The sequence below is a fragment of the Mucilaginibacter sp. GW821-FHT07H05 genome, from assembly GCF_059418485.1.
The window spans coordinates 548,334-561,535 of sequence record NZ_JBWKPY010000003.1; the positions used below are offsets into that span (position 1 = coordinate 548,334).

The 13,202-nt window shown below is 44.1% G+C and carries 7 protein-coding genes, 1 tRNA gene and 1 other RNA gene; 7 read left to right on the forward strand and 2 right to left on the reverse strand.

Translation table 11 applies throughout. The features are described from left to right. Nucleotides 1–33 precede the first annotated feature (33 nt). Nucleotides 34–403, forward strand: a transfer-messenger RNA (tmRNA) gene (gene ssrA, locus AC07M6_RS10010). Nucleotides 404–584: 181 nt separating this feature from the next. Here ssrA and AC07M6_RS10015 read toward each other — a convergent pair. Continuing rightward, entirely contained in the window at nt 585–1,136 is a 552-nt protein-coding gene (locus AC07M6_RS10015; protein ID WP_494888958.1) for a hypothetical protein, read from the reverse strand. A 241-nt stretch (nt 1,137–1,377) separates the two neighbouring features. Between AC07M6_RS10015 and AC07M6_RS10020 the strand changes: the two genes are divergently transcribed. The 6 genes from AC07M6_RS10020 to AC07M6_RS10045 all read left to right on the forward strand — a co-directional run bounded on the left by AC07M6_RS10020 (nt 1,378) and on the right by AC07M6_RS10045 (nt 12,842). Next, entirely contained in the window at nt 1,378–1,692 is a 315-nt protein-coding gene (locus AC07M6_RS10020; protein WP_494888960.1) for a DUF6660 family protein, read from the forward strand. Between the two features lie 77 nt (nt 1,693–1,769). Further along, complete coding sequence (locus tag AC07M6_RS10025; protein WP_494888962.1) at nt 1,770–6,104, forward strand: CusA/CzcA family heavy metal efflux RND transporter; 4,335 nt, start codon at nt 1,770–1,772, stop codon at nt 6,102–6,104. Between the two features lie 4 nt (nt 6,105–6,108). Next, nucleotides 6,109–7,290 carry an efflux RND transporter periplasmic adaptor subunit gene (locus AC07M6_RS10030; protein ID WP_494888964.1) on the forward strand — a complete coding sequence of 394 codons (1,182 nt, stop codon included), beginning with the start codon at nt 6,109–6,111 and terminating at the stop codon, nt 7,288–7,290. Between the two features lie 588 nt (nt 7,291–7,878). Next, nucleotides 7,879–10,416, forward strand: a complete 2,538-nt coding sequence (locus tag AC07M6_RS10035; protein WP_494888966.1) for an ATP-dependent Clp protease ATP-binding subunit — start codon at nt 7,879–7,881, stop codon at nt 10,414–10,416. A gap of 245 nt (nt 10,417–10,661) precedes the next feature. Next, nucleotides 10,662–12,206, forward strand: coding sequence for a P-loop ATPase, Sll1717 family (locus AC07M6_RS10040; RefSeq protein ID WP_494888968.1), 1,545 nt, complete (start codon nt 10,662–10,664; stop codon nt 12,204–12,206). A gap of 15 nt (nt 12,207–12,221) precedes the next feature. Next, complete coding sequence (locus tag AC07M6_RS10045; RefSeq protein ID WP_494888970.1) at nt 12,222–12,842, forward strand: hypothetical protein; 621 nt, start codon at nt 12,222–12,224, stop codon at nt 12,840–12,842. 244 nt (nt 12,843–13,086) lie between these two features. On the opposite strand, the gene AC07M6_RS10050 is transcribed toward AC07M6_RS10045, so the two are convergent. Then, nucleotides 13,087–13,160: transfer RNA gene (locus AC07M6_RS10050), tRNA-Arg, on the reverse strand. Nucleotides 13,161–13,202: the final 42 nt, after the last annotated feature.

Here is a 13,202-nt window from a genome sequence, read left to right on the forward strand (position 1 = left end):
AGGACTTAAAACTCCCGGCTTAAGACTTAAAATGGGGTCGACCGGAATTGACAGGATGGAGATAAGTAAGTAAGCATACTGCGCGTTGGGTGAATTAGCGCATAAATCTGAACGCTCAAACTTACAAATGGCGAAAATAACTACGCCTTAGCTGCCTAATTTAGAATTAGCATAGCTTTTGTCCCGCCGGTTTTGCGTCCCATTGGATCGGCAACCGGGGCATCGAAAAATGGAACTGGCCTGTTGATGGTGTTATAAACAGGTGAGATAAAGCACCTAAGGTTTACGGTACAGGCAAGCGACTGGCCTTCTGTATCCCCGACAATTAAACAGAAGCTAAGTATGTAGAAAGCTTACCTTATACCATGTTTGGACGAGGGTTCGAATCCCTCCGGCTCCACCAGATGAGAAATCATCAAAAACCTCATTAGGCTGCTCCAAAAAGAGCAGCCTTTTTTGTCTCAAAATCAGCAAGGTATGATTGAACGCCGGATGTATCCAAGTTGCTCTAACTACCCCTTCATTTCAAAGAAAAAACCATCAGACCCAACTAAGTCTGGCTTGTACAAAAACGTTTTTGAATACTAACCGACTTTATCAAATACCGTCTTCCAGGAACGCCCGGCGTCAAATAAACCTGATTTTGCATTGGCCTGCACAGAAATAGACCGGCCATCATTGCTCAACTTCCAAACCTCTGTTATGTAAACAGATTCTTGTTTTTGACCAACCATCAGGCGCACAGTTGAGTTAACAGTCATCGTTTGCCCATCAGCTGACAACTTTACGGTAAACTTTTTTCCTTTTCCGGGGCCATGCTCAATTTCGCTTGCTTTACCGTCGAAGGCCATTTTCTCCTGGCTGGTAACAGGATCTGTCCCCGAAAACGAGCTTGACACCTCTACGGTTAAAAAATTCACCTGATCTGCTATTTTCATCGTTTTAGCTAACATACGGTCACCCGAGTTATAACAGCAAACAATATTTCCGCCCATAGCTATCGACTCTTTGGCTCTCCATTCGCCGGAAAAGCTAGCGCGATGAGTGCCATTTTTTTGCTGAGCCAACACAGGAAAATAAATTAGTCCAACCAAGATGATAGCCAGACCGTACAAAACATTTCTTTTATTTTTCATATCTTATTAAATTGATTCAGCAAATCTACCCTGACATCCTTTAGCCTGAAGAATTTGTATTGTAAATTAAAATGTAAACTTTGTAAATAAAATCTTGACACTATGTTTGGTAGTCGAAACCTCCTGTCGGGAAAACGCAAGTACTTCTTTGGATAGTATTACTAAATATCTTCCCCACATTCCCGGCATAGAAAAACTAAAAAGTACTTTATAAAAGTTTAATACTATATATTTGTTGCCAATGAAATTTATAACCATCTTATTGAGTGTCTATATGACCATCCTTGCCCTGATGCCCTGTCAGGACAAAGACGATGAGGTGAGCCATTCATTTAATACTACTGTTTCTAAAAATAAAGCCTGCAACGATCAGGCCGGTCAGGAAACCTGCCCGCCATTTTGTACTTGTAACTGCTGTTCTACTGCAAGGTACATTGCGGCCCAACCTATTACAACTATAGTAATTCTGGAATTGATCAATGATTACCCTGCTTACAAAATCCCCGTTGCTCAGCAACAGAGCCTCGATATCTGGCAACCGCCGCAAATAGTATAATCTCTCTTTATTGAATTGTTACCTGTCGCCTGTAACCGGGCCGGGTATGTTTTATATATTCTCTTTAAAAAGATCTTATGTTAGCTGCCATTATACGGTTCAGCATCCGTAATAAACTGGTGATCGGCTTTTTTACCCTGGCGCTCATGGCCTGGGGTATCTGGAGTACTTCACAAATTCCAGTGGATGCCCTACCCGATATTACTAATAACCAGGTGCAGGTTATTACCAAAGCACCCACCTTAGCCGCGCAGGAAGTGGAGCAGTTCATTACTTACCCGGTAGAACGCTCGTTATCTAACCTGCCCGATATTACCGAAATGCGGTCGATGTCGCGCTTCGGGCTAAGCGTTATTACTATTGTGTTTAAAGAGTCTGTCAACGTCTATTTCGCCCGGCAACTCATCGCCGAGAAGCTTAACGAGGTACAGGAACAAATCCCCAAAGGAACTGGCCGGCCCGAGATGGCACCTGTTACTACCGGTTTAGGCGAGATTTACCAGTATATCCTGCACCCTAAAAAGGGAAGCGAGCACAAATACTCAGCAATGGATCTCCGTACGATGCAGGACTGGATCGTCATCCGCCAGTTGTATGGCATTGCCGGGGTTGCAGAAGTTACCGCTTTTGGCGGCGTGGCTAAACAATACGAAGTGGCGCTTGACCCGGATAAACTTAAGGCGATGGATGTCACCATTCCGGAGGTATTTACAGCGTTGGAGAAGAACAACCAAAATACGGGTGGTGCTTATATCGACAAAAAACCCAATGCTTATTTTATCCGCGGTGTGGGTTTAATGTCCGGCATCCCCGATATTGAGAATACCATTGTTAAACGCCAGGCCAACGGTGTGCCGATACTGGTAAAAAACATAGCGAAAATACAATTGGGTTCGCCCCCCCGCTATGGGGCGATGACCTATAATGGAGAAAAGGAAGTGGTTGGTGGGATTGTGCTGATGACCAAAGGGGCCAACAGCGCCGAAGTAGTGGCCCTGGTAAAAGAGCGAATGAAGCTGGTACAAAAATCGTTGCCGAACGATGTGATTATCGAACCGTTCCTTGACCGTACCAACCTCATCAACCGGGCGATAGGTACGGTAGAACGTAACCTGACGGAAGGCGCCCTGATCGTGATCTTTGTGTTGGTGCTTTTCCTGGGAAACTGGCGCGCCGGGCTGATCGTGGCCTCGGCTATTCCTTTATCGCTATTATTCGCGCTTTCATTGATGAACCTGTTTGGCGTATCGGCCAACCTGATGTCATTGGGCGCGATAGACTTTGGCCTGATCGTAGATGGGGCCGTAATTATTGTAGAAGCGACCATGCACCACTTGATCCTGAAAAAGAGTTCGGGCCGGTTCACCCAGGCCGAAATGGACGAGGAAGTATTTCAATCGGCTTCCCGTATCCGTAACAGCGCAGCTTTTGGCGAGATTATTATCCTGGTGGTGTATATCCCCATCTTAACCCTGGTGGGTATTGAAGGTAAGATGTTTCGGCCAATGGCGCAAACGGTGGGATTTGCCATTTTAGGGGCGCTGTTGCTGTCTTTGACCTATATTCCAATGATGTCGGCTTTATTTCTATCTAAAGACGCAGAACCTAAAAACACTTTTTCCAACCGGATGATCGGATTTTTTCAACGCAGGTACGAACCGGTTTTAAAAGCGGCGATACGCTTTAAGTACATTGTGATTGGTGTGGCAGTTGCCTTGCTAATTGTGAGTGGCATTATCTTCTCCAAAATGGGTGGCGAGTTTATCCCGCAACTGGAAGAAGGTGATTACGCCATCGAATTTGTATTACCGCAAGGCACTTCAGTAACGCAAACGGTAGAAACGATTATGCAGGCTGAACGCATGCTTAAAAAGTACCCGGAGGTAAAAATGGTGGTGGGTAAAACCGGCAGCGCCGATGTGGCGACCGACCCGATGCCGCCGGAAGCTTCCGACCTGATCGTGATCCTGAAAGATAAATCGGAATGGCCATCCGGTAAAGGTTTCTATGAACTTGCCGAGGATATGCGCATTACCCTGGCTGACCTGCCTGGTGTAATTGCCGAACCCAGCCAGCCGATACAAATGCGTTTCAACGAATTGATGACCGGGGTAAAACAGGATGTCGCGGTCAAAATATTTGGCGAAAACCTGGATACACTAAACCTGCTTGCCGATAAAGTTGCCCAGGCAATCAAACCGGTCAACGGCGTAACTGCCCCGCAGGTAGAACGGGTAAGCGGCTTGCCACAGATCACCGTGAAATACGACCGCGCACGCATGGCTAATTATGGCTTAAATATTGAAGATGTGAACCAGGTGATCAGTACGGCTTTTGCCGGTGCTTCAACAGGCTCCATTTATGAAAATGAACGCAGGTTCGACCTCGTGGTTAGATTAGATTCGGCCCATCGCAACGCGATAGAAAATGTCAGCGACCTGTTCATCCCGACAGCGGACGGCAACCAGATCCCTTTATCGCAGGTAGCTACCGTTGCTTACGAGACCGGCCCGGCACAGATCAGCCGTGAAAATGCCAGGCGGCGTATTGTCGTCAGCTTTAATGTGAGCGGCCGCGATGTGGAAAGTGTGGTGAAGGAGGTGCAGGCCAAGCTTAATACAAAAGTGCCTTTACCAACCGGATATTACTACACTTATGGTGGCACGTTCGAGAACCTGCGCCAGGCTTCGGCCAGGCTGATGATAGCTGTACCGGCGGCATTACTGCTCATTTTTATCCTGCTTTATTTCACGTTCAAATCTATTAAGCAGGCAACACTCATTTTTACTGCTATACCCATGTCAGCTATCGGTGGTGTCTTCGCTTTGTTGTTAAGAGGGATGCCATTTAGTATTTCGGCTGGTGTTGGCTTTATCGCACTGTTCGGTGTCGCGGTGCTCAATGGTATCGTACTCATTGGCACTTTCAACCAGTTAGCTAAAGATGGCGTGGATGATGTATTACAGCGCATTTATCAGGGCACGAAAGACCGTTTGCGCCCGGTATTGATGACGGGCGCGGTGGCTTCTTTAGGCTTCCTGCCGATGGCGGTTTCGTCAAGTGCCGGTGCCGAGGTACAAAAACCGTTGGCAACGGTAGTGATCGGCGGGTTGTTGACAGCGACCTTGTTAACACTGATTGTACTGCCTTTACTCTATCTGATCTTTACTAAAAACACTCAACCCCTATCAGTTAAAATGAAAAAAGCTTTGATCACGCTATTGGTCATGGGTTTCACCCTACCAACCTTAGCGCAAACAACGCCGGCCAAACGCATCACGCTGAACGGCGCTTATGAACTGGCCATTCAAAATAATTTGCAATTACGTTCGTCAGGTTTAAAGATCGATCAGCGTAAAGAACTCGGGAAAACCGCTTTCTCCTTACCTAAAACAGGTTTATTTGTCGAGAATGAGGATATCAACCCCGATGATCAAAAAGGTATCCTGAAAATTGGCGTTTCCCAAAGCCTGGACTGGCCGGGTTTATACAAAGCCAAAAAAAGTTTATTGTACGAACAAACCCGCTCGGCAGAATACGCCAAACAATCTCAACTGGCCGGGATCAAAAGAGACATTGCCGGTACCTATTATTACCTGTGGTACTACCAAAGTAAACAACGGCTGTGGCAGCGACTGGATAGTATCTACAGCACCTTAGCTAAAGCGGCAGTATTAAGGGTAAAGACCGGCGAGAATGCCGGGCTGGACAGCATCGCCGCGCAAGCCAAAGCCAAAGAAACCAAAGTGCAATTACGTTTGGTGCAACGGGATATCAATAACCAGCAGCAGGCATTAAAGCGTTTGCTAAATACTCCGCTGAATTTATTACCGGATAGTTCATCATTACAAAAAGTCCAATTAGAGGGGAATAAAGCGGACACCACCGCGCACCCGCTACTCAAATTACAACAACAGAACGTAAACATTGCTGGTGCGGAAGCTAAGGTAGCGGGGCAAAGCCAGATGCCATCCTTTGAAGGGCGCTTCTTTTCGCAGCGCTTGTATGGTATTAACCCGCCATATTCAGGTTTCTCGGTAACGGTCGGTATCCCGTTGTTTGGCAGAAGCCAGTATAAACACACGGTTAAAGCTGCACGGTTGGAACAAAGCTACCAGCAATCGGTGCTGACCGATCAGCAACTGGCGTTCAGTACTTCCTACAACCAGGAATGGGAAACTTTACAAAAGAACGATGACTTATTAGCGTATTACACCTCCACCGGGCTGAAGCAGGCTGATGCGATTATCAAAGCGGCCAATCTGTCGTACCGTTCCGGCGAGATAGGTTTTGCAGAACTGTCGCAATTCCTGACCCAGGCAATTGATATCCAGCGCAATTATCTGGAAGTATTAAATGAATATAACCAATCGGTCATTCAACTGAATTATTACACCAATAACAGTAAATAAAGACATGAAAACGCATTTTAAATATTATAGCTATCTGTTTCTTGCCTTGCTGGCGCTCACCGCTATATCCTGCGTACAGCAGGAAAAACCAAAGGAGGAGGAGGCGAAAGCAGACACTGCGCCCGAAGCAACAAATACCGTAAGCCTTACAGCGAACCAGATCAAAACGGCGGGCATTGAACTCGGCACAATAGAAATGAAGAACCTGTCAACCGCCATCAAAGCCAATGGTTTGTTATCGGTGCCCAATCAGAACAAGGCATTGGTTACTTCTGTTACCAGCGGCACGATCAAAACATTGACCGTTCAGCCCGGAAATTATGTAAACAAAGGCCAGGTGATCGCTACGATACTTAATCCTGAAATAGCGCAATTACAGCAGCAATCGCAAACTACCCAGGCGCAATTGCTATTGGCTGAACAGGAATACGGGCGTCAAAAGGAATTGGTGGCCGGAAACGCTGCGCCCTTAAAAAACCTGCAGAAAGCCGAAGCGGAATTAGCCGCGCTGAAAGCAACCAAAAAATCCCAGCAAATGCAATTGTCGGCAATGGGGATCTCGCAATCGGCTACCAATAATGGCCGTTGGGTAACCAGTATCCCGGTGCTGGCGCCCATTAGCGGCACGGTGAGCGAGGTGTCGGCACAGATCGGCTCCAATGTAGATGCCTCCACACCCATCGCGCAGATCGTTAATAATTCACAATTGCACCTGGATCTGTTCGTATTTGAAAAAGACCTGCCCCAAATAAAGGCCGGTCAACGCATCCATTTCACCCTGACCAACAGCGCGGGTAAGGAATATGATGCGCAGATCTATTCTATCGGTACGGCATTTGCCAGCCAGTCAAAAACTATCCCGGTACATGCTGTGGTGATGGGCAACAAAGCTGGACTGATTGAAGGGATGAATGTAACAGCAATCATCAGCATCGGCACATCGGTAGTGCCGGCCGTTCCCTCTGAAGCCATCGTAAGCAACGGGGGGCAGGATTATATTTTCCGGGTAAAGAAATACGATGCCAATGGAATTGTGTTTGAACGGGTGCCATTAGCAAAAGGTGTTTCGGATATCGGCTTTACCGAGATCACACCCGTAAAGGAATTAAAAGAAGGTTCGAAGATCGTCGTGAAAAAAACTTTCTTCGTAATGGCTAAAATGGTGAATACAGGTGAAGAAGAATAAAAACAAGCTATGAAAAAGCAAGTACAGCACGCTTTCATGGAAAGTGAGCCGGTCATGATCACGCTCATGGGGGCAACTTCATTTTCCGCGTTAAGGATAGCAGCGGATACCGGCCCTGTGGCTAATGCTTGTGCAGTATGAGCGGAAAGCCTGGGCCGCAGGCAACGCCCATTTTAAAACCTGCACATCCCCTACCGTAATTTTCTCAAAAATCTCCCTAATCACCAATCTCTAATTAACTGATTACTAAAAAAAGCCATGCCTTATTGTCAGTACAGCCTGACTTTATGCCTACTAAAACGTCATTATTTTTATAAAAAGCAACGATATTAAACTATTTAAGGTAATAATTATCAAAACCTTAACTGTTGATTGACATTTTATTAATAATTTTATGCAAATACTTGCTGTATATGGGCTCAAAAACCTTTATTTAGCAAGGTGATTGCACGGTTGCATCATTTGATTGTCTGATTTTACCGTATGTAAATTATTGGCAATATTGTTGATAATTATTGTGCGGGATGTCTCTATCAAACGAAACTAATTTATAGATTAGGACGTTCATAATTTATTGAAAGGTATTATATGGAAGCTAAATTTTCGCCGCGGGTTAAAGACGTTATATCATATAGCAGAGAGGAGGCCTTACGCCTTGGGCATGACTATATAGGTACTGAACATTTATTGCTGGGGCTTATTCGTGATGGCGACGGTGTTGCTATTAAACTATTGAGAGGATTGAACGTGGATACCGCCAAACTGCGCCGCGCCGTGGAAGATGCCGTTAAAGGCACTACCGGCACCAACGTGCATATTGGCAGCATACCTTTAACCAAACAGGCCGAAAAAGTATTGAAGATCACTTATCTTGAAGCTAAAATATTTAAAAGCGATGTAATTGGTACCGAGCATTTATTGCTTTCGATCCTGCGGGACGAGGACAATATCGCGTCGCAATTATTACTGCAGTTTAATGTTAACTATGAGATATTTAAACACGAGGTAGATTCGCACAAGAACAACGTGACCGACGAGATGCCGGGTTCGCCAACGGGTGGTGATGATGATTTTAAAGAAGAAGAATCATTTAGCCAGCCTAAAAAGGTGAGCGACATTAAATCAAAAACACCTGTGCTTGATAATTTCGGCCGCGATTTAACCAAAGCTGCCGAAGAAGGCAAGCTTGACCCGATTGTTGGCCGCGAGAAAGAAATTGAACGCGTATCGCAGATCTTATCGCGCCGTAAAAAGAATAACCCTATTTTGATAGGTGAACCGGGCGTTGGTAAATCGGCTATAGCCGAGGGTTTGGCGCTGCGTATTGTACAGCGTAAAGTATCACGTGTCCTGTTTAACAAACGCGTGGTTACCTTAGACCTTGCATCGCTGGTTGCCGGTACAAAATACCGCGGGCAATTTGAAGAGCGTATGAAGGCCGTGATGAACGAGCTGGAAAAATCGCCTGATGTGATCCTGTTTATTGACGAGATCCATACCATTGTAGGCGCCGGTGGCGCTTCAGGTTCGCTGGATGCATCAAATATGTTTAAACCGGCTTTGGCCAGGGGCGAGATCCAATGCATTGGCGCGACTACTTTAGATGAGTATCGCCAGTATATTGAAAAAGATGGCGCTTTAGACCGCCGTTTCCAAAAGGTAATGGTAGAACCTGCTACCCCGGATGAAACTGTGGAGATTTTAACCCGCATTAAAGACAAATACGAAGAACACCACGGTGTAACTTATACCGACGAGGCTATACAAGCCTGCGTTGCCTTAACCACCCGTTATATTACCGACAGGTTTTTACCTGACAAGGCGATTGACGCGCTGGACGAATCGGGCTCGCGTGTGCATTTGACCAATATCCATGTTCCGCAGGAAATTTTGGATATCGAGCAGAAGATTGAGCAGATTAAGGTTGAGAAAAACAAAGTGGTACGCAGCCAGAAATACGAAGAAGCTGCTAAACTGCGCGATACCGAAAAACATTTGTTAGAGGAATTGGAACAGGCTAAAGCCATTTGGGAAGCCGAAACCAAATCTAAACGTTATACCGTAACCGAAGATAATGTTGCCGAAGTGGTGGCCATGATGACCGGCATACCCGTACAAAAGGTGGGCCAGGCCGATAGCCAGAAACTGCTACACATGGCCGAGAACATTGGCGGTAAGATCATCGGTCAGGAAGATGCGATTAAGAAGCTGACCCGCGCTATTCAGCGCACACGCGCAGGATTGAAAGACCCTAAAAAGCCAATCGGTTCGTTCATATTTTTGGGCCCTACCGGTGTTGGTAAAACGGAATTAGCTAAAGAGCTGGCCCGTTTTATGTTTGATACCGAGGATGCCCTGATACAGATTGACATGAGCGAGTACATGGAGAAATTTGCGGTATCCCGTTTAGTGGGCGCGCCTCCGGGCTATGTGGGTTACGAAGAAGGCGGACAGTTAACCGAAAAGGTACGCCGTAAACCATACGCCGTTGTATTGCTGGATGAGATTGAGAAAGCCCACCCCGATGTATTCAACATCCTGTTACAGGTGTTGGATGAAGGCCAGCTGACCGACTCGTTAGGCCGCAAGGTTGATTTCAGGAACGCGATCATCATCATGACATCCAACATTGGCGCACGCCAGTTGAAAGATTTTGGTCAGGGTGTTGGTTTTGGCACCGCGGCTATGAGCAAACAGGTGGATACCCACTCGCGCGGTGTAATAGAGAACGCTTTAAAACGTGCATTCGCGCCTGAGTTTTTGAACCGTATTGACGACGTGATCGTATTTAACTCATTGGGTAAAGAAGAGATCTTCAAAATTATTGACATTGAGCTGGCTGCCTTGTTTGGCCGCGTAAGCAGCTTAGGTTATAAAATTGAACTGACCTTAGCCGCTAAGGAGTTTGTTGCCGATAAGGGTTTCGATTCGCAGTTTGGTGCCCGTCCGTTAAAACGCGCCATCCAGAAATACCTGGAAGAGCCAATTGCCGAAGAAATACTGAAAGGCGAGTTGGTTGACGGCGACCTGATGGAAGTTGACTATGATAAGGAAGCTGATCAGATTGTTGTCCACATCAAGTCATCCGGCGAAAACAAAAAACCGAAAGAAGAAGCACAGGAGTAATTTTGTGCTGATGATAAAAACAGGAAAGAGGCTATCTCAAAAGGATAGCCTCTTTTTTAGTTAGGGGCGTTTTTTGTAGTTTAACAGCATGGGAGCCAAAGTAGTCTTTAGGCAAATGACCTCGATCACAACACTATTAACCGTTTCCGCAGCGAAATGCTATACCTTATCAATGCTCGACATTATTTGACGTTTGTTTACTCAGTTTTAATTTTTAATTTTAACCAAACCTTATTATAAACACTATGGATAAACTCGACATACTCAAAAAACTAAACTTTGGTGAAAGAATTGCAGAGGAGGAAAGCGACCAATTACAGATGTATTTTATGTCAACTGACCCATACAATCGGGTATTAAATGGGGAGGTTGATGTAATCTATGGGCCTAAAGGCTCTGGAAAGAGTGCGATTTATTCAGTCATAGAGAGCGAATCCGAAACACTACGAAATCGAAAAATTATGATAATGTCTGCTGAAAACCCAAGAGGCAGCACAGCATTTTCTGGTTTGTCGACCGATCCCCCTACATCAGAAATTGATTTCATAAATCTTTGGAAGCTTTACTTCATACTAATAACTCATTCCATTTTAAAAGAATCAGATATTAGCAATTCATCTACAAAGGAAATTACAAAGGTGCTTGAGGATTCAAATTTAGTTTCATCAAGTACTAGTTTAAGATCAATACTAACAGCTTCATATAATTATGTTAAGCAATTGAGTAGAATTGAGTCTATTCAACCTGGTGTTGATCTAAATGAATTAACTGGTGTTCCAAACGGTTTTAGCTTTAAAGTATCGTTTCGGGAACCTTCAATGAATGAGGTAAAAAATGGAATTGTGTCAGCCGAGCGTCTATTTGAATTACTAAACGCAGCATTAAAAACATCAGGGATATCCCTGTGGATATTAATTGACCGCCTTGACGTTGCTTTTTCTGACAATATTGAACTTGAAACCAATGCGTTGCGAGCTCTATTCAAGGTTTATAACGACCTAAAACCATATACTCACATATTCCTGAAAATCTTTTTAAGGAACGATATTTGGAAAAGAATAACCAAAAGTGGATTTAGAGAGGCCAGTCACGTTACAAAAACTATTACTATTGATTGGAACAAGGAATCTATTCTTAATTTAATAATCCTTAGAGTATTGAATAATAAAATACTTCTGGAGTATTTACGTATCGACCGCGATGCTGTGCTTAGAAGCATCCATGAACAGGAAAAAGTGTTTTATCGATTGTTTCCTGATCAAATCGATCAAGGCGCAAAGAAACCCAAAACTTTAGATTGGTTAATGTCCCGAGTAAAAGATGGACAAGGTGTAACCGCTCCGAGGGAAATAATCCATTTGATCAATGAAGCTAAAATAGAACAGATTAAAAAAATCGAGTTAGGTGAAACAGATTTAAGCGGCGAAAACATAATTGGTCGTTCAGCTATGAAATCTGCTTTAGATAAAGTGTCTAAAGTCAGAATTGAACAAACTATTTTCGCTGAATATCCATCTATGACACCTTACATTGAACATTTAAAAAATGAGAAAGCCGAACAAACGATAGAAACATTATCTAGCATTTGGGGATTAGCGGTTGATAAAACACAAGAAATTGCTAAGGAACTTCATTTTATCGGCTTTTTTGAAGAAAGAGGAACAAAGCAGCAGCCGCGCTATTGGATTCCATTTATGTATAGAAATGAACTAAATATAACACAGGGGGCCGCAGATGGACAATCTGACTTCGGACAAGATGATCAAGATGGTCAACTTGGTCTTTTTTAAATGCGATATCTATACATGCAAGAAATTAATTGGATACAAATAGGAGCAGCTTTTATAAGTGGTGGTGCCGCGGGAGCTTTCATTAAACAGTATTTTGATAATCGTAGAAACAGAATACAACCTGTTGCATTATCCGTAGAAGTCACGTCCGTCTATGACTCTGGTGACAATAAAATGTTAAATTCAAGAATCATATTATCAGATGAATCTGAAGAGTTTGCGTTTTCTAAGTTATATACCGGCATCGTTGAATTAGCAAATACCGGACTTCACGATTTGGCTGAGTTTACATTTGGGATTACATGTAGTGAGGATATAAAATTTATTCAGGTTAGGCCTATAACTGCGGATAGACACCATACTGCAAACCTGTCAGTTATACCTACTTTAAATAATCAAGTAAGTTCTTTCGATATAACTTTAAAACCGTTTAATAGAACGGACTCCTACTCATTTGAGATATTAGCTACGTCTGACAAAGTAACTATTAAAGCTAACGACATAAAAATAAGTTCAGCCCACTCCATTAAGTGGGTTCAATTTAATAATTCACTCACAGCGGAGGCAATCCTAGAGATAACAGCATCGCCGATACCGGCATTGATTAACAAGCTGTTGACATCACGTTTGCGTTAACTGATTCACTTAAACTCAAAATATTAGCATGAAAAACACATCGTAAACAATGGAAAGCGCACCGAAGCTGCACCAAAAGTAGCGGTTTTACCTATAGAATTGGTAAATTACATGAGATAGAGCCGATCGTAGCTCTATCGATATTGTTAGTCAAAATATGTATAAAACCGCGGTTTCAGCTTCAGAAGCAGCTTTAAAAAGTAAAAAAGCCTCTTAGATTAACTCTAAAAGGCTTTCACTTTCGTGATCTCATCAGGATTCGAACCTGAGACCGACAGATTAGAAATCTGTTGCTCTATCCAGCTGAGCTATGAGACCATCGCGGTTATTTTCGCGGTGCAAATATGCAAAAATTTCGAG

What these genes read in the sequence shown, in the direction of transcription:
- AC07M6_RS10040 (WP_494888968.1), top strand. Translation starts at nt 10,662, where the DNA reads ATGGATAAACTCGACATACTCAAAAAACTAAACTTTGGTGAAAGAATT.
- AC07M6_RS10045 (WP_494888970.1), top strand. Translation starts at nt 12,222, where the DNA reads ATGCAAGAAATTAATTGGATACAAATAGGAGCAGCTTTTATAAGTGGT.
- AC07M6_RS10025 (WP_494888962.1), top strand. Translation starts at nt 1,770, where the DNA reads ATGTTAGCTGCCATTATACGGTTCAGCATCCGTAATAAACTGGTGATC.
- AC07M6_RS10020 (WP_494888960.1), top strand. Translation starts at nt 1,378, where the DNA reads ATGAAATTTATAACCATCTTATTGAGTGTCTATATGACCATCCTTGCC.
- AC07M6_RS10035 (WP_494888966.1), top strand. Translation starts at nt 7,879, where the DNA reads ATGGAAGCTAAATTTTCGCCGCGGGTTAAAGACGTTATATCATATAGC.
- AC07M6_RS10030 (WP_494888964.1), top strand. Translation starts at nt 6,109, where the DNA reads ATGAAAACGCATTTTAAATATTATAGCTATCTGTTTCTTGCCTTGCTG.
- AC07M6_RS10015 (WP_494888958.1), bottom strand. Translation starts at nt 1,136, where the DNA reads ATGAAAAATAAAAGAAATGTTTTGTACGGTCTGGCTATCATCTTGGTT.